Here is a 25,198-nt window from a genome sequence, read left to right on the forward strand (position 1 = left end):
TGAGTCTTATTCCCTACAAGGGAGTATATAAAAGCGATCTAAATCATGAGGTAAGCAATCCTACATGTAAAAGGAGCGATTTTCGCATGAATGAAATTACCCACCGTAGTCAAACTAGACCTGTTAAAGTAGGTCCTTTAACAATAGGCGGTAACGATGAAGTTATTATTCAAAGTATGACAACAACCAAAACTCACGATGTGGAAGCAACAGTTGCTGAAATCAATCGTCTTGAAGAAGCTGGTTGTCAGATTGTACGAGTAGCTTGTCCAGATGACAGGGCAGCAGATGCAATCCCTGAAATCAAAAAGAGGATTAATATCCCTCTTGTCGTTGATATTCACTTTAATTATAAGCTAGCACTAAAAGCCATTGAAGGTGGAGCAGACAAGATACGTATTAACCCTGGTAATATTGGACGTCGCGAAAAAGTGGAAGCTGTCGTAAAAGCAGCCAAAGCAAAAGGCATTCCGATTCGCATTGGCGTTAATGCTGGTTCACTTGAGCGAAAAATCCTTGAAAAATACGGCTATCCTACAGCTGAGGGAATGCTAGAAAGTGCCCTCCACCATATCAAAATTCTTGAAGACCTTGATTTCTACGATATCATCGTCTCCATGAAAGCTTCCGATGTTAACCTTGCAACTGAAGCATATGAACTGGCAGCACGTTCTTTTAATTACCCACTGCATCTCGGAATTACAGAGTCAGGCACTCTATTTGCAGGTACAGTTAAAAGCGCAGCCGGTCTTGGTGTTATTCTTTCAAAAGGAATCGGAAATACGGCACGTATTTCTCTTAGTGCGGATCCGGTTGAAGAAGTAAAAGTAGCTAGAGAGCTTCTTAAATCATTTGGACTTGCAGCGAATGCAGCCACATTAATTTCTTGTCCAACTTGTGGTCGTATCGAAATTGACCTTATTTCAATCGCAAATGAAGTCGAAGAGTACATTTCAACGATCAAAGCACCTATTAAAGTAGCCGTGCTTGGATGCGCAGTGAACGGTCCAGGTGAAGCGCGTGAAGCTGATATCGGTATTGCAGGTGCACGTGGTGAAGGTCTCCTCTTCCGACATGGTGAAATTATCCGTAAAGTTCCTGAGGAAACCATGGTAGAAGAGTTGAAAAAAGAAGTCGACAAAATAGCAGAAGAACATTACAAGAAAATGGCAGAAGAAAAAGAGAAAGCTGAAGCTAACTCTTAATTCTTTTTCTTAATCAAAGAAGAAAAGCCAGGCACTTTTAAAGTGCCTGGCTTTTCTATTAAGGTTTTCAACTAAAAGAACGGTGCGAAGAATAAGCTGATGATCATTGAAGCGGCACCAACACCAATCGCCCATGATCCGAGCGTTGTTAGTCCCTTTCTCCTAGCAACAAATCCTACGACGATTCCCGCTGCTCCAAGAATGACGGGAAGTATGAACAAGGAAATAACCGATAAAGCAAGAGCAGCTACACCCACTCCCACTCCTGTTCGATCCTGTTCTTGTCTTTTAGCTTCAAAGTGTTCATGATGCTCCTCAGCAGTTGGACGTTCATTTTCAGGCGACTGTAAATAAGGACGGTCTAATACACCAGGGGCTACTTCAGCTGCAGCTTCCTCAAGATATTCCTCTTCCGATTCGCTGCGAACTTCGCGCTCCTCGATAAAGTCCAGATCGTCATCATGTCTGTCTTCTGTCATATACATCCCTCACTTTACCTTGTTGTGGAGCATGATTAGTATTTGTCAGTGAGTGTAAGAATATGTTCGTTCAATCAGTAAGATAATCCCAATTCCTTCTTATTGCCTTTCTTTTCTATGATATGATGAAAAGAGAGCAAATCAAAAAGGAGTTTTATTATGACGATCAAAAGACTAGGACTTGATATTGATGGAACTGTAACAAGTCCTAAAACCTTTCTTCCTTATTTAAATTCTTCATTTAATAAACAATTATCCTTACATGATATTACACAGTACAATCTTGCTAACCTTCTCGGCATTCCTCAAAAAGAGTTTTTTGAGTGGTTAAAAATAAATGAAGAGAAAATTTACGCAAATGCCCTTATCGCAGATCAAGCTCATCCTATCCTAGAAGAATGGAAAGTGGATTATGAACTTTTCTACATTAGTGCAAGAGGGGATCATTTACTCAACACAACAAAAGACTGGTTTACATCAAATGCCGTCCCTTATCATCACATCGAACTTATTGGAAAACATGATAAAATTGATTCCATTAAAGAACATAGCGTTGACGTTTTTTTTGAGGATAAATACGATAATGCATGTGCAATTGCAGAGGAATGTGAGATCCCAGTGATCCTTTTTGACACTCCATACAATCAGGGAACAGTGCCTTCTAATGTATCTCGATTGGAAACCTGGCCAGAAGCTCAACAGTGGCTTAAGCACCATAATAAAAGCGGAAGAGCATAACTATGCTCTTCCGCTTTTAGGCATATGCCTGACATGCACCACAACGACCGTACACTTCAAATTTATGTCCTGTTACTTCAAACTCAGAGTCCCCTACTGGGATGTTCTCCATTGGACATGATTCTATTTGGCGAGTTTTACCGCAATCCAGACAAATGAGATGATGATGATGCGTATTCGTTGAACAGCTAAGACGATAGCGCTTTTCACCGTTCCATTCTGTCTCCTCTAATATCGTTAAATCCGCAAACAGAGTTAAATTTCTGTAAATCGTATCAACACTCATCCCGGGATAGCTTTCTTGCATATGGTTCAGCACATCTCTTGCTGAAAGATACCTCTTTTCTTTGGCGAAAAGAGTGACGAGATCCTCCCGTTTTTCAGTGTATTTATAACCTTCATCCTTTAAAATACGCAATGCTGTAGAGACATTCATATATCCACCTCATTATGTTAAGATTTCCACTGTTTTAATCTTTTGAATAGAAGAACGAACAACAAGATCAACGCTGATAGAATAACAATTGTTCCACCAGGGGCAATATCTAGATAATACGCCAGAACCAGTCCACCAAGAACCGCAACTTCTCCCAAAATAATGGAGTATGCGATTGTTTGCTTAAATCCTCTAGCAATTCGAATACTTGCAGCAACAGGAAGCGTCATAAGCGCCGAAACGAGTAGTACACCTACAATCTGCATCGAAACGGCAATCACGAACGCGACAAGTAAAATAAAAATGAAATGAATCCACTTTCCTCTAACGCCTGATACGATTGCTTGCTCTTCATCGAATGAGAGAAAAAATAGTTCTTTGTATAATAAAATCACAACAAGTACGACAATAATCGTTATCACTGCCACAGCCATTAAGTCACTTCGACTAATGGCAATGACGCTTCCGAATAAATAATTAAATAGATCAGAATTGAATCCATCTGCTAATGATAAGAATACGACCCCAAGTCCAATCCCCCCAGATAAAGTAATGGGGATCGCTAGCTCTTCAAAATGCTTGTACACTTTTCGCAGTTGCTCAATAAATAACGAACCCGCTGCTGAAAATCCCATTCCCATATAAACAGGATTAACGCCCTGCCAGAATGTAAAATACTTACCTAGTAGTAAACTAGCAGCTATTCCTGCCAAAGTAATATGTGATAAAGCATCCGCTATTAACGCCTGTCTTCTAACAACAATAAACACTCCAAGTAGCGGCGCAATAATTCCAATTAATATGCCAGCCAAAAAAGCGTTTTGCAAAAACTCAAATTTCCATAAAGCTTCTATCATTTTCTAAATGCCTCCGTGATCATGGTCGTGACTTAGAACGTGAACATGATGGCCATAAAATCCAGATAGTTCACGATCATTAAACTGTTCAAATTCATTTGTTTCACCATGAAAGTGAAGGGTTTTATTCAAACATGCCACGTGCGTTACTTTATCCGTAATCGTACCGATATCATGTGTCACAAGAAGCAAGGTAATGCCATTCTCCTGATTAAGCTTACCAAGAAGTTCATAGAAATCACTCGTTGAATTAGCATCTACCCCCACCGTAGGTTCATCAAGAATAAGAATTTCTGGTTTACTGACAAGCGCTCTTGCAATAAACACTCTCTGCTGCTGTCCACCAGAAAGTTCTCCAATATTACTTGATGCATAATCACTCATTCCTACTTGTTTGAGGGCCTCCATAACTGCTTTTCGATGCGCTGCTTTCATAAATTTGAATAATCCAAGTTTACTCGCTAATCCCATCGAAACGACTTCAAATACAGAAGCAGGAAATCCTGAATTAAAACTATTTGCTTTCTGAGAGACATAACCGATTTTGCTCCACTCATGGAACTTATTCATCTTCTTGCCGAATATATTCACTTGTCCCTTTTGAGGCTTCAATAGTCCAAATATGATTTTAATTAAAGTTGATTTACCTGAACCATTCGGACCTACAAGTCCTACAAAGGCTCCACTAGGAATAGAAAAAGTAATGTCTTCAAGAACATATCCATCCCCATAATGAAAAGAGATATTCTGAAGATCAATGATATTTTGAGAAGTTGCCATAAATAAAACCTTCCATCTATAAGAATCATTACGATTTACATTATGTAGTATACCTTACATGATGAACATTTGTAAATTTCCTTGATGATATTCTATCTCAGATAACTTATTGTAGTCGCACCCCCCGTAATTTGATTGGTCATAAATCGTATAGGAAGTTCCTCAATAACATTAAATGGCCACAGCTTTCAGACTTGAAAGCTGTGGCCATCTTTACGCTTCTTCGGAGAAAGAAACGAAGGTGCTTTTAAGCTGTGTTTACATTTCATGAAGGCTAGCCATCTCCTGAATCTCTTCTGAATAGCTACTTTTCGGTGTTCCTTTTTCTGCTACATAAGCCTTCAATCCGCCGATGCCTCGGTTATAAGCTGTCAGAGCTTCATCCCAATTCTCATATTTTTCATAAAGATAATCAAGATAGGTGACGGAAAGTGTTATTGAAAAATAAGGGTCAAATAGCTTGTCCTCTGAATAATCAATCTCCGCCATATCAGCAATCCATGGAGCCGTATTGGTCATGAATTGAGCCATCCCATAAGCATGCCCATACTTTGTTTCTGGCCCAATGAGTTCAGGGTCAAACGTATTTCCTGTCTCAACTTTCAGAAGCTCATAAACGATTGTAGGATCAATATCTTCTTTCATAGCCTGATACGTTAAGAACAATCCCCACTTCTTACTAAACTTCCCCTCACTATCTTGATAGAACTGTTCGGAGTAAGCTTTCGCCTGCTTCCACTCTTCTACACTTACTGAGTTTGGGTCAAGTGAGTAACCCGTTTCTTTTTCTAATTTACTAATAGCTGTCTGTGTTTTCATCTGATCATTCTGGGATGATTTCTGATTCAATTCACCGACAGTTGTTTCAGCATCGGCCACCTGCTCATTAAATAGATGAGATTGTACAAGGACTAGTGCTAGAACAAGTGTTAGAACAATTACAGTGATCATAGACAGAGGTTTTTTGATATTGTTTTGAATAAAATTAATAGTGTTGCACTCCTTTTCAACTGGTATTAATAAAGCTGAAGAGCACCAGTTAAGGTAATACCCTATCATCTTTTTCTCAAACCTTTCTACTATTTTGCTCATAAATCATTACAATTTCATAAGAAAAAAGACCCCCGGTATAGGAAGTCTAATGAATTGGAGATTTGAACTTCGCCCCTCTTGTTTCTTGAGTATTCATAATTGTAATAAATGCATGAGGGTCAATGTCGTAGATCACACTTTTTAGTTTCGTCACCTCTAACCTTGTTATAACTACATATATAACTTCTTTCTCCTCGTCAGTATAACCACCTTTACCAACGAGTTTTGTCGTTCCTCTACCAAGTCGATCTAAAATAGCATTCGAAATTTCCTCGTATAAATCCGAGACAATCAATACAGCTTTCGTTTCATCAAGACCTTGAATCACCGTATCAATTGTCTTAAAAGCGATATAATACGCCATTACAGAATACATCGCATTCTCCCAACTGAAAACAAATCCAGCCCACGTAAAAATAAATATGTTTGTAAACATAACAAACTCGCCAATTGAAAAAGGAATTTTTTTCGTTAACAAAATCCCTAATATTTCAGTTCCATCCATTGAACCGCCATGTCTAATCACCAATCCAACGCCTAGTCCTAATGTCAATCCGCCAAAAACCGTACCAAGAATAGGTTCCGTTGTAAATGGATCTGTATGGTGAAGAAAGGTTTCGAATGTAGCAAGCCCGATAATCCCGAATAATGTTGAAAAGGCAAACGTCTTACCAATTTGCTTATAACCATAATACATAAATGGAAGATTTAACACGACAACCAGAATAGCAAAATTAAATGCTGTGAGGTGATCTAAAATAAGGGATATCCCTATAATTCCACCGTCAATCAACTGATTTGGAACTAAAAATAATTCAATGGCTGCGGCAGCGAGAAAAGCGCCAATCATAATCATAAAAAGTCTATAAGTTAAATGCGTTTTACTTTCTTTCCTATGCTGTTTTTTCTCCATGGGACCCTCCAAAGTATGTCTCTTATTTCTTTGAAGCCTATGTTAATGAGCATGATTGTCTATTGGCTCATTCACGACAAGTCATGAGTCAAAAGTCAAGAAAACGATAATAAAATAACCTGATCCTAAAAGTTTAGAATGTTCTTTTAGCGAACACCATCGTGAACTGTGTGCATAGTATGAGATAGGCAAAGGGGGCATCGTGATGAATCCAATACAGCTTCAACTTGTAAATTTCAAATTGAATCGTATTACAACAGAGGAATTGCTTCAACTATCTAACCAATATGGTATTACACTTTCAGCAACAGATGCAAAGAAAATTGTGCAAATTTTAAAACAAGAGAATATTGATATTGCGAACCAAACGCAACGAAAACGTATATTAATGAAAATAAGTCGTGAAGTTAGTCCTTCGGTTGCGTCACGCGTAAACAAGTTAATTCTCTCTTTTCTTACCCAATAACAAAAAACCGCTTAAGCGGTTTTTTGTTAGACAGACATTAGTTTACTTTTTAAATCTTCATCAAACTTTTGATTTCGAAGCATTTCAATCTCTAATTTATAAGGCGCCTTCTTATTTTTCTTGTCTTCTCCTACATAAGGCGTTTCTAAGATCTTCGGAACATCCTTCAATTGAGGATGATGAATCACTTTATTAAGTGCATCAAAGCCAATATAACCAAACCCAATATTTTCATGACGGTCTTTAGATGCACCACGCTCATTTTTACTATCATTCACGTGAAGCACCTTTAACCGATCCACTCCGATCATTCGGTCGAATTCATTTAGAACTCCGTCAAAGTCATGAACAATATCATAGCCTGCATCGTGCGTATGGCAAGTATCAAAACAAACGGATAACTTTTCATTATGTGTAACACCATCAATGATTTGAGCTAGTTCTTCGAAGCTCCTTCCGCACTCAGAACCCTTACCGGCCATTGTTTCAAGAGCGATTTGAACTTCTTGATCGGCTGTTAGCACCTCATTTAACCCTTCGATAATTTTCTGAATTCCTTTATCTGCCCCAGCACCTACATGAGCACCAGGGTGGAGCACGATTTGGCGAGCACCAAGAGCATGTGTACGCTCTATTTCAGATCTGAGAAAATCGACTCCGAGCTGAAAGGTTTCAGGTTTTGTAGTGTTTCCAATATTAATAATGTATGGCGCATGGACAACGATGTCACTGATACCATGCTCTTTCATATGGGCCGAACCTTTATCAATATTAAGCTTTTCAATCGCTTTACGCCTCGTATTCTGAGGTGCACCCGTGTAAATCATAAAAGTTGTAGCGCCATATGAAACAGCTTCTTCGCTTGCTCCGAGAAGCATTTTATCACCGCTCATTGAAACGTGTGAGCCTATTTTCAACATTATCTTCAATCCTTCCCTTTTCACTTCATCATTTTATTATATCTTTTTTGCTAATCTGCCATCTATTCATGTCGATTGAAAAAGTAAACTTAACACATGCCCTCTCATACGATTAAGCAGACAAAAACCCTCTGTCATAAGAGGGTTTTGAATTATTTCCGACCGCGCTTTTGCTGAATACGATCTCTTTCCTGCTGCATTTTCTTTTTATAGCCTGGCTTTACTTTCTTAGGCTTAGGCACAAAAACCTCAGGTTTTGATGAGGTAGGCTTTTTTCTTGGAGTTACGGGCTTCGCTTCTACCCACTCACCATTTTTAATTTCTTTGTATTCGATGCTAATGCCTTTTGAAGAAAGCTTTTGTATAGCTTGTTGATCAGATGGTTCTGCCAGTGTATAAGCTATTCCATCGTGACCCGCTCTTGCTGTACGTCCTACTCGGTGAATATAGAAATCAAGATCTTTTGGTAGTTCGAAGTTAATCACGTGTGAAACGCCCTTAATGTCGATCCCTCTTGAAGCAAGGTCAGTTGCGACTACATACTGACATTCAGCTTCCTGGATTTTCTTCATGATTTGTTTACGCTGACGTGCTTGAACACCACCATGAAGTCTTTCAACGTTATGGCCATTTTCAATAAGGAAGTCAGCCACTTCATCTGCCGTTTGTTTAGTGTTAGTAAAGACAAGAGCAAGATAAGGATTAATTGCCTTAGTCACATTCAAAAGTAGCTCTTTCTTCTCCTTATATCGCGCAGGAATAAAAATGTTCTCTACTTTATCAGCCGTCACCTGTTCTGCATTCACTTCTACAAATTTAGGATTGTCCATGTACTTTTTCAAAAATGGCTGCAAGCTCTTTGGAATAGTTGCAGAGAAAACAAGCATCTGTAATTGTTTTGCCATTCGAGATGCGATATAGTCTACATCTTCAATGAATCCCATGTCCAACATTTGGTCCGCTTCATCAACAACAAGCATCGTTGCAGGAAAAACGCTTAGCGCCTGCTCTTCGACAAGATCCTTAATACGCCCAGGAGTGCCGATGACAATATGGGGTGTATTTTTCATACGACTAATCATACGTTTACGATCAGTTCCACCTACAGCCTTTTTAATAGAAATTGCTTCTTCTTCAGGGAGGGTAGAGATCAATTTTAACGATTCGTTGTAAATTTGATCGGCCAATTCTCTGGTAGGCGCTGTAATAACAGCCTGACATTCATTTAATCCACTATCAATTCGATGAATAAGTGGGAGTAAGAAAGCAAGCGTTTTGCCTGATCCTGTTTGCGATTGTCCGATCGCACTGTCACCATTACGTATCGCTGGGACCAGTCTCTCCTGTATTTCGGTTGGTCTGTTGAATTTCTGAGCTTCTAGAGCATCAACTAAAAAAGGCTTAAGCCCTAATCTATCAAAGTGTTTCATTATTATTGTTCCTCCATCCATTAATCCAACTTGTATTATAGAACATTTTTGCTCAAAGCGCCATACGTTAAGGGAAGAGCGATCCTCTTATTTATTTTAGAAAGCCATAAATTCGATGAAAGTGATCGTTTTTCAATTTTGCTACACGTTTGCCATAGTCACCGAACAAGAACAACAGAAAACTATAAGATTGGATCGTCGAACACCATTTTATTAGTAAAGCGATGCCCTAACTAATTTCACTTCATACAACTTCTCATTACTTGTATTGCCCATTAATCTCTATTCTCACACCTTCTATTTTTGTGGCATACCATATTAATACCAAGAGCTTATTATGGTCAAGTTATCATAAGGAGGGTAAGACATGAATCAATTTCCTCCCTCCCCCCAAAGTGGTCCGGGTCCAGGTATGGGCTTTCCATTTTCCGGAGGAGGGTTTCAAAGTCCTGGGCCAGGATTTACACAGCCTCAGCAAACAGGAGGCGGCGGCGGTCTGCTATCCAGGTTTTTAGGAGGAGGCGCTCCTCAAGGAAGTCAGGGACTCCCGACTCCTCCAGGAGCATTTCCAGCCATGCAACGAGGTACCATCCCAGGTTTACCCCAACAAGCCGGCATGCTCTCTAGAATCCTTCCGGGTGCCGGACAGGGTGGCATGGATATGATGGGAATGATCCAAAATGTTCAAAAAGTGATGCAGGCTGCTGATACAATTAAACCAATGGTGCAACAATACGGTCCAATGGTTAAGCAGCTCCCAGAAATGATTGCTTTGTTTAAGGAATATCAGAAGTCTTCAGGGTCAAGTGAAGAGGATGAAACAGTGGATGAAGTTGAAGCAAAACCGAAAAAGCAGAAAAAAACTCCAAAGAAAAAAACAACTAAGAAGCCCACAGGGGTAAAAGCCAAGAAAAAAACAAAAACGACAAGCTCAAATGAAATCAGTATTAAGTCTAAGCCGAAACTCTATGTATGAACATCGTGATTCATTGAGTTATCTCGGAATCTCCTTTATAATTAAGTAAGATCAGTTATACAACAATCCGTATTTGGGTTGAGGAGGTACTCGATGAAAGTAACTAAAATTTCGCCAAGAGGTTATTGCTATGGTGTTGTCGATGCTATGGTAATTGCACGAAATGCTGCATTAGATAAAACATTACCGCGCCCGATCTTTATTCTCGGGATGATCGTTCATAATAAACACGTGACAGATGCATTTGAAGATGATGGTATCATTACACTTGATGGACCAAATCGGATGGAAATTCTCGAAAAAGTAGAATCAGGAACTGTCATTTTCACTGCGCATGGTGTTTCACCTCAGGTTCGAGAGCTAGCGGAGAAAAAGGGCCTAACTGTACTTGACGCTACCTGTCCAGATGTAACAGTGACACATGATTTAATTCGCGAAAAACAAAAAGAGGGCTATCACGTCATTTATATTGGCAAAAAAGGCCATCCTGAGCCTGAAGGTGCGATGGGGATTGCTCCTGACATTGTGCATCTTGTTGAAAAGCCTGAAGAAGTTGATGAACTTGAAATCGATTGTGATAACATCATTATTACAAATCAGACGACCATGAGTCAGTGGGATGTTCAAGAAATTATGGAAAAAGCAATGGAACGTTATCCACATGCGGTTATTCATAATGAAATTTGTAATGCCACTCAAGTTCGTCAGGAAGCCGTAGCCCAACAAGCAGGTGATACAGACTTAGTTCTTGTAGTTGGAGATCCTAAGAGTAACAACTCTAATAGACTTGCCCAAGTTTCCATTGAAGTTGCTGGCACACCAGCCTATCGGATTGCGGACATTTCTGAATTAAAGCTTGAATGGCTTGAAGGTGTTGAATCAGTTGGAGTAACTGCAGGTGCTTCTACACCAACTCCGATTACAAAAGAAGTGATACGTTTTCTTGATCAATATGATCCTGACAACGAAGAAACGTGGACTCGTGAGCTAAGCGTTCCTTCTTCTAAAATTCTCCCTAAAGTGAAAGTGAAAAAATAACAAAAATCCCGCCTACTTTTAGGCGGGATTTTTGTTTATCTAAACTGAAAGGGGTCCGTTATTTCTTGTGAAGACATAATAACCGTATCAAAATTTTTCTCTTCTACAAAAGCCTGCAATTTTTCCCGTACACCCTCAATCATAATCTTTTCAATATTATGGCCTGCATCAATAATTTGGAGCCCCTCCATCATAGCATCGTGAGCTACATGGTAATAAATATCACCTGATACAAATACATCTGCTCCACTAAATCGAGCTGCACTAATAAATTTATTACCGTCTCCACCTAACACAGCAACTTTTTTTATTTTAGAAGTAAGATTGCCTACAATTCTAACACCACTTGCGCCAAGCCTCTCTTTCACAAAACCAGCAAAATCTTCTAAGGTCATTTCTGCATCAAGATGACCTATTCTTCCCAGCCCAAGCTTTTCTGGTTCATTTTCTAAAGGATAAATATCGTAAGCTACTTCTTCATAAGGATGCGCCTTTTTAACAGCATTTAAAACCTTCGCTTGTTGATCTGCATGAAAAATGCTTTCAATTTTCACCTCTTGAACAGCTTCTAACTCTCCTGATTCACCAATAAATGGCTGCGCTTGAACTGTGGGCTTGAATCGGCCAGTTCCTTGAGAAGTAAATGTACAATCACTATATTCACTTATAAACCCTGCTCCTGATTTCGAAAGAGCTGTTCTAATTTGTTCCTGATGTGTAATTGGAACGAATATAGCTATTTTCTTTAGTTCTCGTTGAAATGTTTCAACAAGAACGCTCGTTTCTTGTAGTCCTAATGCATCCGCTAGCATATCATTCACGCCACCAGGTGCAACATCTAAATTTGTATGTGCCGCGTAAACAGTGATGTCATTTTTAATTAGCTTCTCAACCATTTTCCCCTGTTCTGTATCCAAATTGATTTTCTTAAGAGGACGGAAAAGAATGGGGTGATGGGCAATAATTAAATCTACCCCTTCTCGAACCGCTTCGTCTACCACGTTGGGAAGAACATCAAGCGCGGTCATTACCTTTTTAACCTTTTTGTTTAAGCTTCCGATTTGCAATCCAATAGGATCACCATTTTCGGCATACTTCTTTTTTGACCAGGCCTCAAATTCTTGAATAATCGCCTGAGCTGAAGCTATCTTGCTCATGAGAGTACCTCCTTAATGATGTCACGCTCATTCGTTACCTGCGCTTCTTTGTCAGAAACACCTTCTGTATTTGTAAGAGACTGTAAGATCCGTTCTCTTTTCTTTAATTCAATCTGCCATTTTTTCATAAACGCTTCATTTCTATCCTTTAGGAGAAAGGGGCCCGCAAGTAAATTCTTTTGAAGTTCTTTGCCATCCATTCCAGCGTAGGGTTGCTTTCCATTGCCAGCATCAAATACAAGGACTTCGTAAATTTTATCATCTTCCTCAAGAATCCGTTCGTCGACAAGTTCCCAGTTCAAATCCGCAAGTCGTTCACGTAAAAGATGTGCCGCAACATTAGGTTGTAAGATTAGCCGCTTTACATTTTCTAGCTTCTCTACTCCGCCTAGCAAGATATCCCGTATGAGTTGCCCTCCCATTCCTGCGATTGTAATCACATCCACTTCTCCAGGCGAGATGACTTCAAGGCCATTTCCCTTACGTACTGTTATTTCATTGGTGAATCCGCTTCGCTTAACTTGCTTGATTGCCGATTGGTATGGACCCTCGTTCACTTCTCCGGCAATCGCCATAGTAATACGTTGATGATTCATCAAATAACATGGCAAATAGGCATGATCAGATCCAATATCAGCCACACTACTTCCCTCTGGAACAAAATTCGCAACCATTTTCAAACGTTCAGATAATAATTTATCGTTCATTTTTTCACCACTACTTATCCAGTTTTCTTCTCTATAGTTTACCCTCTCTGCATGCAAGCTAACAAGAATTTGCATTCCGTAAAGGTTAATTGACATACAAATAGAAAAGCCTCCTGTTCTCACAGAAAGCTTTTTTCCTTCTTATTTTTTCTCAGATAACCACTGAGCTACTGCTTCAGCTTGTTCTCCCTGAATAACTCCAGCTGGCATTCCCGAACCTTTACCATTATTAATAATGTCGAGAATTTCATCTTTGGAGTACTTTCCGCCAACAGCATTTAGAGCTGGTCCAACCTGGCCGCCTAGATCACCGCCATGACAGGAAGCACAGTTCTGAGCGTAAATATCTTCTGGTGCTGCTGCTTCAGCTTGTTCTTGCTTCTCGCCTTCACCTTCAGCACTTTCTTCGCCGCCCTGTTGCAATGCCCAGAAAGAAACACCAATAATGAGAATTAATCCGATAACTGCCGTCCATGCAAATGGAATAAGCGGATTCTTTTTCATTTCTTTTCCTCCTTGTACCGATTCGCTGATATCGTTTTCCCCAATTATGTAAGAGTAAACAAATCATAACTTATTTTACTTGAAAACGCTATGAAAGAAAAGGGGAAGCGAGGCAAATCACATATTTGTCATTGATTTCACTCTATACTTATCATAGCAAATTTTTCTAATAAAACAAACGGCATCAGCACAATCACTGATGCCAACAATTATTTTTATTTGGATATTTCTGAATTAAGGTTTGCCCATTCAACTGCTGATTCACGTAACTTGTATTTTTGTATTTTCCCCGAAGCTGTCATTGGATACTCATCTACAAAGAAGACGTGTGCAGGTACTTTATATCTTGCAATTTTGCCTTTACAGTATAAAAGAATATCGGAAGCATTAACTGCTCCTTTTTCTTTTAATTGAATGCATGCTACTACCTTTTCACCGTATTTCTCATCTGGTACTCCAATAACCTGAACGTCCTGAACAGACGAATGGGTATACAGAAATTCTTCAATCTCCCTGGGGTAAACATTCTCTCCCCCGCGTATAATCATATCTTTCAAACGTCCTGTAATCTCTACATAGCCCTCTGAGTCCATTTTAGCGATATCTCCAGTATGAAGCCATCCTTCTTCATCAATCACTTGATTCGTAGCCTCAGGCATGTTGTAGTACCCTCTCATCACGTGATACCCTCTCGTGCATAGCTCACCAGCTTCGCCAGATGGAACCTCGAGGCCTGATACGGGATCAACTATCTTCACTTCGACACCTGGTAAGGCTCTTCCCACTGTATTAACTCTATACTCGAGCGGATCATTGGTTCTTGTTTGGGTAATTACTGGTGAAGCTTCAGTCTGTCCATAAGCTATTGTTATTTCTACCATATTCATTCTTTTCATGACGTTTTTCATCACTTCTATCGGACATGGGCTTCCAGCCATTATGCCAGTCCTTAACGAGCTTAGATTATAGGATTCAAATTCAGCAAGACTGAGTTCGGAAATGAACATCGTTGGTACACCATGAAGTGCTGTACATCTTTCTTTCTCCACAGTTCTTAGTACCAGTTCTGGTTCAAACTCAATGATCGGAAAGATCGTCGCTCCTGCAGAAAAAGCCGCTAAAGTTCCGAGCACACAACCAAAACAGTGGAAAAATGGAACAGGAATACAAAGTCGGTCATTATGAGTGAGCTCCATGCATTGGCCAATCTGGTAGCCATTATTGAGAATATTATTATGAGTGAGCATCACTCCTTTTGGAAAGCCGGTCGTTCCTGACGTATACTGCATATTAATGACATCGTCTGGATCAAGTTCTCCATTTCTCATTTCTAATGCTTTATCCGTCACCGATACGCTTCCCTTGAGAAACTCTCGCCACTTCATGAACGAAGAACGTTCTTCTGTACCAATATAAATAACATCTTTCAAATATGGAAGACCAACTATCGCACATTTCCCAACAGTCAGTTGATCATTGCTTTTTTGAAGTTGCAAGAAAACCTCAGGATAAGAAGTGCCTTTGAAGCCATCAATTAAAAAGAGACGAGTGGATTCTGACTGCTTTAGGACATATTCTAACTCTGATGATTGGTAATTCGTATTAATCGTGACAAGAACCGCCCCCACTTTTGCAGTGGCAAATTGCAAAAGTAACCATTCCGGTACATTCGTAGCCCAAACTGCTACGTTCTCTCCTTTAGTAACACCCAACCCTAGCAACGCTTTAGCAACTCTGTTCACTTCATTATTGAACTCTTCAAACGTGTATCGAACTTTTTCTTTTGAGTAGACGACAGCTTCTTTATTACCAAACTGATCCACTTGTCTTTCGAGCATCGATCCGATCGTCTCATGAAGCAATTCCGTCATAGTAACACTCCTATCATCATTAAGAATCCAGAAGAGATAAAGAGATCCTCTTCTTCTCTTCTGGACCATGGGTATTTGCTTAGCTAATAATCAGTGTTGGTTTTGGCTCCTTTACGACTTGAACCAAAAATAACTAGTTAATGGGGTTCACTAATAAATTCATGTTATGAAAAAGACAATAATAAAGAAACTTCAAGAGTAACAACTAATCGAGCGCTCGTTCAGTTTAACAACCAATTTCTCGAGCAATAACCATTCTTTGGATTTCTGAAGTACCTTCTCCAATTTCAAGTAGTTTTGCATCTCTAAAATAACGCTCAACGTGATAATCGCGCATATATCCATTTCCTCCATGAATCTGAACAGCTTGATCACAAACTTCCATACAAATTTCTGAAGCATAGAGCTTACAAATAGAAGCTTCTTTCGTGAATTTCTTCCCTTGATCTTTCAACCAGGCTGCTTTATATACCATCGTTCTCGCTAATTCAATTTTCATCGCCATATCCGCTAGCTTAAATTGAATCGCCTGGAAGCGTGAAATCGCACGACCAAACTGCTTACGCTCATTAGCATACTGTAACGCCTTCTCATAAGCTGCCTGAGCAATCCCTACTCCCATAGCACCTATTCCAATTCGACCACCATCAAGAGTAATGAGAAACTGTCTAAAGCCATCTCCGCGTTTCCCCAGCAGATTTTCTTCTGGAACTCTCACGTCTTCCATTACAAGTTCCGTTGTGTTTGAAGAATGAAGTCCAAGCTTCTCATAGTTATCAACTACTCTAAATCCTGGTGCAGAAGTAGGCGCAATGATTGCACTAATTTCTTTATTACCATCCTTACGATCAGTAATAGCGGTTAATGCAAGATGATCAGCATACGAAGCATTCGTTATATAACATTTGCTTCCATTAATTACCCATTCTCCATCTTTCAGTACGGCTTCAGTCTCGGTCCCACCTGCGTCAGAACCAGCATTAGGTTCTGTTAAACCAAAGGCTCCTAATGACTCACCGGAACAGATTGGCGCAAGATATTTCTGCTTTTGTTCTTCAGTACCAAATAAGTTCAGCGGTGCTCCTCCGAGTGATACGTGCGCCGAGTATGTAATTCCAGTTGAACCACACGCACGACTCAATTCCTCTACTACGATTGCAAAGCTGACGGTATCTGCACCGCCTCCTCCATATTCTTCTGGAAATGGAAGCCCCATAATCCCCAAGTCACCAAGCTGTTGAAATATCTCTTTTGGAAACCTTTTCTCTTTATCGCGTTGTTCGGCACCTGGCGCCACTTTTTCGTCAGCAAATTCTCGAATCATTTTCTGAATCATTTTTTGTTCTTTCGTTAAGTCAAAGTTCATGAACAAATAACCTCCTGTAAATAAAAATCCAATAATGTGAATGCGCTTACATTTCATTATCTCCTTTGATTGCTACTTTTTCAACATTTTAGAATATAAAAATAATTTTATATATTATTTTTTTGCCAAACTATTTTGAGAAGCCTACTACAACGGGCGTTAACGCTTTTTATACAAAAAGCGGCATTTGCAAAACGAAAGAAAAATCAGTAAAATAAATGACAGGAATTGTATTCTTTATTAATCCGTTCCACTAACGATAAAAAAGAGTTTTTAACTAAACCGTTTTCACATATTGTAAGAATGTGATTCATTAAGCCATAAAAAAAACTCTCTGACTGCATGAGCAGACAGAGAGTGATCCATTCTATTCAAGAAAATCTTTGAGTCGTTTGCTTCTACTTGGATGACGGAGCTTGCGAAGTGCTTTCGCTTCGATTTGGCGAATTCGCTCACGTGTAACTCCAAAGACGCGACCTACTTCTTCTAGGGTTCTTGTACGTCCATCATCAAGTCCGAAACGCAGTCTAAGAACATTTTCCTCTCGATCAGTCAGCGTATCTAGTACGTCTTCAAGCTGTTCCTTGAGTAGTTCATAAGCTGCAGCATCGGATGGTGCCAATGCATCTTGATCTTCAATAAAGTCTCCGAGGTGGGAATCGTCTTCTTCCCCAATAGGCGTTTCTAAAGATACTGGTTCTTGAGCTATCTTAAGAATTTCACGGACTTTTTCAGGAGAAAGGTCCATTTCCTTACCAATTTCTTCAGGAGCAGGTTCACGGCCAAGATCCTGAAGAAGCTGGCGCTGCACACGAATCAATTTATTGATTGTTTCAACCATATGAACTGGAATACGAATCGTTCTAGCCTGGTCTGCAATTGCGCGAGTGATAGCTTGACGGATCCACCACGTTGCATAAGTACTAAATTTGTAACCTTTACGGTAATCAAATTTCTCAACTGCTTTAATAAGGCCCATATTTCCTTCCTGGATTAAATCAAGGAAAAGCATCCCACGACCAACGTAACGCTTCGCAATACTAACAACAAGTCGAAGGTTTGCTTCAGCAAGACGACGTTTTGCTTCTTCGTCACCTTCTTCAATACGTTGTGCTAGACTAATCTCTTCCTTTGCAGAAAGAAGGTCTACTCGGCCAATCTCTTTAAGGTACATACGAACGGGATCATTTATTTTGACACCCGGAGGAACACTTAAGTCATTAAGATCAAATTCTTCTTCCTTATTCACTTCTTGAGGCGAAGGGTTTTCAGTACTATCTTCGATGACTTCTACACCTTGTTCCTCTAGATATTCAAAGAATTCATCCATTTGATCGGAATCCTGTTCAAACGGGGACAACCGTTCTACGATCGTAGAGTAAGTAATTAAGCTTGTTTTCTTTCCAAGCTCTACTAACTGCTCTTTCACTTGATCGATGGTTAATTCACCTTCCGCCGGCTGGCGAGTTGGTTTTTCAGCCATTCGATCCCCTCCTTCCATACATCTCAACAATAAAAATAGTTAATTTCTTAAAATGAATTTTTTAAGTTCTTCTTCATTTCAAGAATTTCCATAGCGATCTTAGCTGCCTGGACAAAGTCTTGCTTCATTTCCGCTTCTTTTTTCTCTTTTTCTCTCTCTTCTATCTTTATCCATTCTGGATAATTTAACACCTGCCGAATATAATCATGAAGTTCTTTATCCGACACGTCTTCATTTAAATCCATCATGGCCAGTTCAGAAGCAATTTTGACAAGGTTAGGATCAGTAAGCTGCTCCATGAATTGACTAATGTCCGCCTCATGGCCGTTAGCATAAAAGCTATACAAATATGCAGCGATCGCACTATGCTCGTCAATATTAAACGAACCGCCAACCTCTTCCTGTACTTTTTCTGCAACATCCAGATCTCGCATCATATATGCAAGTAAGATTCGCTCTGAATTCTGGAAAGCAGGCAGAAGCTTTTTCTTCACATAGAAATTTTTCCTAGCATTATTATCCCTTTTAGGAGGAGCATTATCCTTACTTTTCTTGCCCTCTTTATAAAATTGGGTAACTTGCTGCTTTAGCGCATCGAGTGAAAGCGAGAATTCTTCCGATAGCTGTCTAAGATAATGGTCTCTTTCGACAGGGTTTGAAAGGCCGCTAATTTCTTTAAGTACTTCTTCGATGTAGCGGATTCGTTCTCCTTCATCCGATAGATTTTTTCCTGATCGAAAAACTTCCATTTTAAAAGCCATTACTGTTGACGCTGCCCCTATTACATCCTTTTCAAACCGTTCTGCACCGTATGTTCGGATATAGTCATCGGGATCAAGTCCGTTTGGCATTTTTGCGATTCTAACATAGCAACCGGCTTGGACTAATTCATCCGCGGCTCTTGTAGCAGCATTAATCCCCGCCTTATCTGAGTCATAACAAATCACCACTGATTCTGTCTGTCTTCGTAGAAGTTTAGCCTGATCTTTGGTTAATGCTGTCCCAAGACTCGCTACAACGTTTTGTACCCCATTCCCGTACGCTGTAATCACATCCACGTAACCTTCTAAAAGGATAGCCTGGTCTTTTAAGCGGATAGAAGAACGGGTAAGATGAAAACCATACAAAAACTTCCCTTTCTGAAACAATTTTGTTTCAGGGCTATTCAAGTATTTCGGTTCACCTTCCCCTAATATCCTACCTCCAAATGCGACCGGTCTTCCTTTTGGATCCCATATTGGGAACATAATACGATTACGAAAACGATCAAAATATTTTCCATCAAATTCCCTTTTCGCAAGAAGTCCGGCATTTGCAATTTTTTCTATAGGATAGTTTCTTTTCTCCAAATATCCCGTTGCATAATCCCACGAATCAGGGGCAAAGCCAAGTTGGAACTTCTCAATCATTTCATTTGTAAAGCCTTGCTCACTCAGATAATCACGAGCTTTTTCGCCTTCTGGCGTCTTCACCATGCAATGATTATAAAGCTTAGCTAGAAAATCATGAGCCTTATAGATGACCTCATTCTCAGATGTTGTCTTTGGATTACTATTTTGATTGTCTTGAACTTCAGGTAGTTCTATCCCTGATTTCTGCCCAAGTGCTTCAACAGCTTCTATGAAGTTGTAACCTTCAATTTCCATTAAAAATGAAAATGCATTACCACCAGCGCCACAACCAAAACAATGATATATTTGCTTATCGGGAGCTACTGAAAATGAAGGAGTACTCTCCCCATGAAAAGGGCAAAGACCGAAGAAATTCCTTCCTTGTTTCTTCAGTTGGACATAATCACTAATCACATCAACGATATCGGTGGATTTGCGAATCGCTTCAATTTTCTCTTCCGGGATTCTGCCACTCATTAATTATCACCAACAGGTTCTATAATTTCGACAAATAGAAATAAACTCCTTCATAATTCGACAAAATTTTAATTAATTCTTTCCGAAACTCATCTCGATCTTCATTTGTAAACTTACGCGGACCTTTTGTATGCTTACCTGCTCTTCTACTTTTCGATGCTAAATAACGCGTATGTAGAAGAGTAGAAATGTTCTCTTCAGTGTATTTTTTTCCTCTTGGAGAAAGGACAAAAACACCCTTTGGAAGAAGTATACTTGCTAGTCCATAGTCTTGAGTTACAGCTAAATCACCTTTCTTAGCATGACGATGGATGTAGAGATCAGCTTCTTCCTTTTCAGAGTCTACCATAACCCACCTCGCTTCACGGAACGTCGTGCTCATATGAGCATACGATGCCACAAAAACGATTTCGGTTTCTGATAAAGCTTGTTGAAAAGACATCATTTCTTCTTTAATTAGAACAGGACATGCATCTGCATCGACAAAAAGCGTCAGTTTCTTTTTCGTCATAATTCTGTATTCTACATCTCCCTGAGTTATCCTTCTTTTGAAATTTATGTTTTAACTTTCAGAATTTTAGTTCAAGCCTCAATAGTTTAAGAATCTTATTAAAGCCTTCTTATATGATTATAGACAATTTTTATTGACAATATTTGATTATATACTAAAAATATTAAATTGAACAGGTAAAAACGATAAAAAAACGCCATCATCGTGACCAGATTCAATCCGATGATGGTGTGATTCATTGATTTTCAAGCTATCTTCATGTTTGTTCATCACTGGTTAAGTTTTCAGCATAGCTAAAAGGCGAGATATCAATAAAATTAGATCAAATAGCTTTTGGTGAAAATGTAGATGAAACCAATCATTCTATCCAAGCTATTTTTAAGAAGTATGCTTCCCTTTATGTAAGCTAAGAATTAAATTAGCTGTTTCTTCAACAGCACGATTAGAAACATCGATCACCTGACAATTCATCTTATTAATAATCGTATCAAAATATTCAAGCTCATCTTTTATTCTTGTCATATTTGCATAGCTCGCTTCGGCATTTAATCCAAGAGCAATTAGCCTTTCTTTGCGTATATTGTTTAATTTCTCGGGGCTTATTTTAAGGGCATAGCATTTACCTTCACCAACAGTAAATAGTTCTTCAGGTGGGTCCACCTCAGGAACAATCGGCACATTAGCCACCTTCAACCTTTTATGAGCTAAGTATTGAGATAGCGGTGTTTTCGATGTTCTTGAAACTCCCACAAGAACAATATCTGCTAGTGCAATTCCTCGTGGGTCTCTCCCATCATCATATTTAACAGCAAACTCAATTGCTTCTACTCGACGAAAATAATCTTCATCGAGTTTATGTACCAGTCCAGGCTCATTGCGCGGAGCTTTACCAATAACTTCTTGCATATGATCAATCATAGGACCAATAATATCAACAGCCTGAATATTTTCTTTTGAGGCGACATCAAGAAGAAATTTTCTTAATTCAGGCACCACTAGGGTAAACGCTACGATCGCTTTCGTTTCTTTTGCAAGTGTCATCACTTCATGTATTGTAGCCGTATCCTCTACATAAGGAACTCTTCTAACATCGAAATCGGTAGGGTCAAACTGACTTGCTGCCGCCTTTACGACAAGCTCCGCCGTTTCACCAACCGAGTCTGAAATAACATACACAATTGCACGATTTGTTGTATTTGTCATATAAACCTCCTAAGCTAAATAATTTCATCCTTAGCCAGATCTACAAGAGCTCTGGTAATATTTGTTTTCGTAATTCTTCCGATAACCTCTATGCCGTTCTCTACATCTTTTACAATCGGTAAGGCATCTATCTGCTTTTCGATTAGCTGATTTGCCACTTCAATTAAAAGATCTTCTCGTGAGCAAACAGTAATATTGGGCATTCTTGTCATAATAATTGTTACTGGAATACTACCAAGATCTTGCTTACCGAGCGCAGCTCTTAATAGGTCTTTTCTTGATAAAACACCGACTAAATGAGCCATTTCATTTACAACAAACAGCGTACCTACATCCTCAAGAAACATCGAGCAAATCGCATCATATACGCTTGCGTTCTCTTGGACAACTACTGGTATAGACTTATAATCGTCAACTTTAATTTTTCTTATTTTCTCAGTAAGAAGTTGTGAGCCTGTTTTCCCTGTATAAAAATACCCAACTCTTGGCCGTGCATCAAGATAACCTGCCATTGTAAGGATAGCAAGATCAGGTCTAAGCGTTGCGCGAGTCAAACTAAGCTTTTCAGCAATATGCTCGCCTGTAATAGGTCCTTCGTTTTTTACGATCTGAAGGATTGTTTCCTGTCGATTATTCAGTTGGATAAGAATCACCACCTCTACTAAAAATGTTATACTGTATTTTCATTATTATATACGATTATACCATTTGAACGAAAGCATCGAGCCTGTATTTGAAAAAATCAAGCCATAAAAACTTTTTAAGTGATATTGTGAAGTAAATAAAAGCTATATGATGGAACATCGTTGATTTAGCTCTATTGAAAATAAAAAGCCTCCGGGTTCTCTCTCCGCAGACTTTTTACTCCAGTTTGAATTTGTCTAACTGATCCAAAAATCGTTTTGACTTTAGGTAAAGGCCCGAATAAGCGTCAAAATACAAATTAAGAATGTGCCTAATCTCTTTTTTAGTTTCATCTTTAAGTGAAATATTTCCTAATCTTCCGAGATCAATGTGGGCAAACAGGTGAAGAAGCTCTGCCGTTCGTTTTGTCATTGGAAGATGATAAGGATCGACTGAAAGACAACGGTGACATAGCAACCCACCTTCATTAATTGAAAAGTGGAATTTCCCTTCAGGAAGGCCGCAGTTCGCACAACGATCCAGTTGAGGGGTTATTCCAGCAACACGTAGCATTTTTAATTCAAATATAAACACCACTACTTCAGGGTCTTTTTCTTCATCTAACGCGTGCAGCACCTGATAGAGCATCTCAAATAAATAGGGGTTAGGCTTTCGTTCCTCTGTTAATTTGTCAACAAGCTCTGCCGCATAAGCAGCATATGAGGTAAGAAAAAGATCATTGCGAATGGAACGAAATGAATCAATGATTTCTCCCTGATTCAGTCCCCCAAGACCGGATGTATGCTGGTAAAGATACTGACCATATACAAAAAGTTGAGAAACAGCAGAAAGACGGCTTTTAGGTTTTTTTGCGCCTCTTGCCATAACGCCAACCTTACCCGTCCCTCTTGTAAAAAGTGTTAGTATTTTATTTGTTTCACCATAGTCTACGGTTCGAATCACAATTCCTTCAACCTTTTTTAACAAGAACATTCACCAACCGTTTCCTGTTAACATTCCATAAGGTCAAGTGAGGCGAGTTACTTCTTCCAAATCGATAAGAGATTCTCCCTCTTCATCGCTCGGTGTTTCCATTTCCTTCAAAAGAAGATAAGTATCAATGTTTCCTGTTTCACAAAATATTTTCCAGGTAAACTCTAACACTTTAGATCCCACCTTTCATTTTGTAAAAAAGTTTTTCTCTTACCTCTAGCTTGACCTGACATATGTCGGTTTATGTGATGGAATATTTAACAAAATTTCACTTAATAGTCATCTTCCCGGTAACCATAATCACGTAATGATGATGGTTTGTTTCGCCAATCTTTTACTACCTTCACCCAGATCTCCATAAATACACGCGAACCAAGAAGGGCTTCAATATCTTGCCTTGCTCGCTTCCCTACTTCTTTTAGCATTTTCCCCTGTTTCCCGATGATAATGCCTTTTTGAGAAGAGCGTTCTACGACGACGGTAACATGAATATCAATGACATCAGAACCTTCACGTTTGATCATTTGTTCTGTGACAACTGTAACTGAGTGAGGGATTTCTTCTCTTGTCAAATGAAGAACCTTTTCCCTTACAAGCTCTGCCACAATAAATCGTTCAGGGTGATCGGTTACATGATCACTTGGGTAATATTGGGGTCCTTCTTCAAGGTAGCCAACTACTTGCTCCAAAAGTGTATTCACATTATTTCCTTGCAAAGCAGAAATCGGAACGATTTCGGCAAATGAATATTTATCTTTATAAAAATTAATCATGGGGAACAATTGATCAGGGTGGACTTGATCGATTTTATTTATGACTAGGAAGACTGGACTTTCTACATTCTGCAAGCGATCAATAATATACTGATCCCCAGCTCCGTAACCTTCTTCAGCATTAATAACGAACAATATTAAATCGACTTCATTTAATGAACTTTGAGCCATTTTAATCATAAAGTCGCCTAGTTTATGTTTTGGCTTATGAATCCCTGGCGTATCGATAAAGACAACTTGTGCATCATCTCTCGTATAAACGCCTTGAACTTTGTTGCGCGTTGTTTGAGCTTTGTCACTCATAATCGCAATTTTTTGGCCAATCACTTCGTTTAACAAAGTAGATTTCCCTACATTTGGTCTACCAACAATTGATACAAATCCTGACTTAAATACTTCTTTACTCATTCAAATCCTCCGGTGAAAATGCGCCAGGAAGCAATTCGCTGACGGTTAATTCATGTATTTTTCCATCTAAGTTTGTTAAGATAACTTGCATATCTGGAGAACAAAGTTCAGATATCACCTGTCTACACGCACCACATGGTGGGACTGGCCTTTTAGTATCTGCAACTACTGCAATCGCTTTATATGCTTTATGACCTTCTGAGTAAGCTTTAAAAAGGGCTGTACGCTCCGCACAATTACACATGCTGTATGCAGCGTTCTCAATGTTACATCCACCAAATACTGTGCCATCTTCAGAAAGAAGAGCCGCACCTACTTTAAATTTTGAATAGGGAACGTAAGCCATTTCTCTTGCCTTTTTAGCTTCATCAATCAACATTTGCTTATCCATTACTATTCC

General features: G+C 39.3%; 27 protein-coding genes. 5 read left to right on the forward strand and 22 right to left on the reverse strand.

The annotated features are described in order from the left end of the window. Positions 1–86: 86 nt before the first annotated feature. Positions 87–1,205 (forward strand): flavodoxin-dependent (E)-4-hydroxy-3-methylbut-2-enyl-diphosphate synthase, encoded by a 1,119-nt coding sequence (ispG, locus tag AC0VYH_RS14630; RefSeq protein WP_194219537.1) that lies wholly within the window; start codon positions 87–89, stop codon positions 1,203–1,205. A 71-nt stretch (positions 1,206–1,276) separates the two neighbouring features. Here ispG and AC0VYH_RS14635 read toward each other — a convergent pair whose 3' ends face one another. Beyond that, entirely contained in the window at positions 1,277–1,684 is a 408-nt protein-coding gene (locus AC0VYH_RS14635; RefSeq protein WP_226614328.1) for a hypothetical protein, read from the reverse strand. 159 nt (positions 1,685–1,843) lie between these two features. On the opposite strand from AC0VYH_RS14635, the gene AC0VYH_RS14640 reads away from it, so the two are divergent. Then, entirely contained in the window at positions 1,844–2,422 is a 579-nt protein-coding gene (locus tag AC0VYH_RS14640; protein WP_475365502.1) for a hypothetical protein, read from the forward strand. Positions 2,423–2,438: 16 nt separating this feature from the next. Here AC0VYH_RS14640 and AC0VYH_RS14645 read toward each other — a convergent pair whose 3' ends face one another. The 5 genes from AC0VYH_RS14645 to AC0VYH_RS14665 form a co-directional block, all read right to left on the reverse strand. After that, positions 2,439–2,858, reverse strand: coding sequence for a Fur family transcriptional regulator (locus tag AC0VYH_RS14645; protein ID WP_430244234.1), 420 nt, complete (start codon positions 2,856–2,858; stop codon positions 2,439–2,441). Between the two features lie 17 nt (positions 2,859–2,875). Continuing rightward, positions 2,876–3,715 (reverse strand): metal ABC transporter permease, encoded by an 840-nt coding sequence (locus AC0VYH_RS14650; protein ID WP_194219534.1) that lies wholly within the window; start codon positions 3,713–3,715, stop codon positions 2,876–2,878. A 3-nt stretch (positions 3,716–3,718) separates the two neighbouring features. Further along, positions 3,719–4,495 carry a metal ABC transporter ATP-binding protein gene (locus AC0VYH_RS14655; RefSeq protein WP_430244231.1) on the reverse strand — a complete coding sequence of 259 codons (777 nt, stop codon included), beginning with the start codon at positions 4,493–4,495 and terminating at the stop codon, positions 3,719–3,721. 258 nt (positions 4,496–4,753) lie between these two features. Further along, positions 4,754–5,554 (reverse strand): lytic transglycosylase domain-containing protein, encoded by an 801-nt coding sequence (locus tag AC0VYH_RS14660; RefSeq protein ID WP_475365503.1) that lies wholly within the window; start codon positions 5,552–5,554, stop codon positions 4,754–4,756. Between the two features lie 79 nt (positions 5,555–5,633). Continuing rightward, the gene (locus AC0VYH_RS14665; protein ID WP_475372673.1) at positions 5,634–6,500 is read right to left on the reverse strand and encodes a YitT family protein; all 867 of its coding nucleotides are present in this window, start codon (positions 6,498–6,500) and stop codon (positions 5,634–5,636) included. A 205-nt stretch (positions 6,501–6,705) separates the two neighbouring features. On the opposite strand from AC0VYH_RS14665, the gene AC0VYH_RS14670 reads away from it, so the two are divergent. Continuing rightward, a complete protein-coding gene (locus AC0VYH_RS14670; RefSeq protein WP_194219531.1) occupies positions 6,706–6,966 on the forward strand; it encodes a DUF2624 family protein in 261 nt (86 codons plus the stop codon). Between the two features lie 26 nt (positions 6,967–6,992). Here the strand turns inward: AC0VYH_RS14670 and AC0VYH_RS14675 are convergent, their stop codons facing one another. Both AC0VYH_RS14675 and AC0VYH_RS14680 read right to left on the reverse strand, forming a co-directional pair. Beyond that, positions 6,993–7,886: a deoxyribonuclease IV gene (locus AC0VYH_RS14675; RefSeq protein ID WP_475372674.1), complete on the reverse strand. Its 894-nt coding sequence runs from the start codon at positions 7,884–7,886 to the stop codon at positions 6,993–6,995. Between the two features lie 152 nt (positions 7,887–8,038). Then, on the reverse strand, positions 8,039–9,316 hold the full coding sequence (locus AC0VYH_RS14680; RefSeq protein ID WP_194219529.1) for a DEAD/DEAH box helicase: 1,278 nt from the start codon (positions 9,314–9,316) through the stop codon (positions 8,039–8,041). 367 nt (positions 9,317–9,683) lie between these two features. On the opposite strand from AC0VYH_RS14680, the gene vrrA reads away from it, so the two are divergent. Both vrrA and AC0VYH_RS14690 read left to right on the forward strand, forming a co-directional pair. After that, positions 9,684–10,292 (forward strand): VrrA/YqfQ family protein, encoded by a 609-nt coding sequence (gene vrrA, locus AC0VYH_RS14685; protein ID WP_475372675.1) that lies wholly within the window; start codon positions 9,684–9,686, stop codon positions 10,290–10,292. Positions 10,293–10,385: 93 nt separating this feature from the next. After that, complete coding sequence (locus AC0VYH_RS14690; RefSeq protein ID WP_430244221.1) at positions 10,386–11,330, forward strand: 4-hydroxy-3-methylbut-2-enyl diphosphate reductase; 945 nt, start codon at positions 10,386–10,388, stop codon at positions 11,328–11,330. A 35-nt stretch (positions 11,331–11,365) separates the two neighbouring features. Here the strand turns inward: AC0VYH_RS14690 and AC0VYH_RS14695 are convergent, their stop codons facing one another. The 14 genes from AC0VYH_RS14695 to AC0VYH_RS14760 form a co-directional block, all read right to left on the reverse strand. Further along, entirely contained in the window at positions 11,366–12,487 is a 1,122-nt protein-coding gene (locus AC0VYH_RS14695) for a Nif3-like dinuclear metal center hexameric protein (RefSeq protein ID WP_475372676.1), read from the reverse strand. Continuing rightward, positions 12,484–13,194 carry a tRNA (adenine(22)-N(1))-methyltransferase gene (locus AC0VYH_RS14700; RefSeq protein WP_194219654.1) on the reverse strand — a complete coding sequence of 237 codons (711 nt, stop codon included), beginning with the start codon at positions 13,192–13,194 and terminating at the stop codon, positions 12,484–12,486. Before AC0VYH_RS14700 ends, AC0VYH_RS14695 begins: the two co-directional genes overlap by 4 nt. A 141-nt stretch (positions 13,195–13,335) precedes the next feature. After that, entirely contained in the window at positions 13,336–13,698 is a 363-nt protein-coding gene (gene cccA / locus AC0VYH_RS14705) for a cytochrome c550 (RefSeq protein ID WP_194219525.1), read from the reverse strand. Positions 13,699–13,913: 215 nt separating this feature from the next. After that, positions 13,914–15,569: an AMP-binding protein gene (locus tag AC0VYH_RS14710; RefSeq protein ID WP_475372677.1), complete on the reverse strand. Its 1,656-nt coding sequence runs from the start codon at positions 15,567–15,569 to the stop codon at positions 13,914–13,916. A 226-nt stretch (positions 15,570–15,795) separates the two neighbouring features. Further along, positions 15,796–16,935 carry an acyl-CoA dehydrogenase family protein gene (locus AC0VYH_RS14715; RefSeq protein WP_194219523.1) on the reverse strand — a complete coding sequence of 380 codons (1,140 nt, stop codon included), beginning with the start codon at positions 16,933–16,935 and terminating at the stop codon, positions 15,796–15,798. Between the two features lie 367 nt (positions 16,936–17,302). Continuing rightward, positions 17,303–18,418 (reverse strand): RNA polymerase sigma factor RpoD, encoded by a 1,116-nt coding sequence (gene rpoD / locus AC0VYH_RS14720; RefSeq protein WP_194219522.1) that lies wholly within the window; start codon positions 18,416–18,418, stop codon positions 17,303–17,305. Between the two features lie 47 nt (positions 18,419–18,465). Then, the gene (gene dnaG / locus AC0VYH_RS14725; protein ID WP_475372678.1) at positions 18,466–20,286 is read right to left on the reverse strand and encodes a DNA primase; all 1,821 of its coding nucleotides are present in this window, start codon (positions 20,284–20,286) and stop codon (positions 18,466–18,468) included. A 19-nt stretch (positions 20,287–20,305) separates the two neighbouring features. Further along, the gene (locus tag AC0VYH_RS14730) at positions 20,306–20,797 is read right to left on the reverse strand and encodes a YaiI/YqxD family protein (protein ID WP_475372679.1); all 492 of its coding nucleotides are present in this window, start codon (positions 20,795–20,797) and stop codon (positions 20,306–20,308) included. A gap of 378 nt (positions 20,798–21,175) precedes the next feature. Continuing rightward, positions 21,176–22,000 carry a pyruvate, water dikinase regulatory protein gene (locus tag AC0VYH_RS14735; RefSeq protein ID WP_194219519.1) on the reverse strand — a complete coding sequence of 275 codons (825 nt, stop codon included), beginning with the start codon at positions 21,998–22,000 and terminating at the stop codon, positions 21,176–21,178. Between the two features lie 14 nt (positions 22,001–22,014). After that, positions 22,015–22,656 carry a transcriptional regulator CcpN gene (gene ccpN, locus AC0VYH_RS14740; protein ID WP_276511807.1) on the reverse strand — a complete coding sequence of 214 codons (642 nt, stop codon included), beginning with the start codon at positions 22,654–22,656 and terminating at the stop codon, positions 22,015–22,017. A 205-nt stretch (positions 22,657–22,861) separates the two neighbouring features. Next, positions 22,862–23,611, reverse strand: coding sequence for a DNA repair protein RecO (recO, locus tag AC0VYH_RS14745; RefSeq protein ID WP_430244208.1), 750 nt, complete (start codon positions 23,609–23,611; stop codon positions 22,862–22,864). A 39-nt stretch (positions 23,612–23,650) separates the two neighbouring features. Next, positions 23,651–23,788 (reverse strand): YqzL family protein, encoded by a 138-nt coding sequence (locus AC0VYH_RS14750; RefSeq protein ID WP_194219518.1) that lies wholly within the window; start codon positions 23,786–23,788, stop codon positions 23,651–23,653. Between the two features lie 101 nt (positions 23,789–23,889). Then, positions 23,890–24,798, reverse strand: coding sequence for a GTPase Era (gene era, locus AC0VYH_RS14755; protein ID WP_430244206.1), 909 nt, complete (start codon positions 24,796–24,798; stop codon positions 23,890–23,892). Next, a complete protein-coding gene (locus AC0VYH_RS14760; RefSeq protein ID WP_226614372.1) occupies positions 24,791–25,189 on the reverse strand; it encodes a cytidine deaminase in 399 nt (132 codons plus the stop codon). Before AC0VYH_RS14760 ends, era begins: the two co-directional genes overlap by 8 nt. Between the last annotated feature and the right edge of the window lie 9 nt (positions 25,190–25,198).

This window comes from Anaerobacillus sp. QJM3NY_32 (assembly GCF_056173645.1).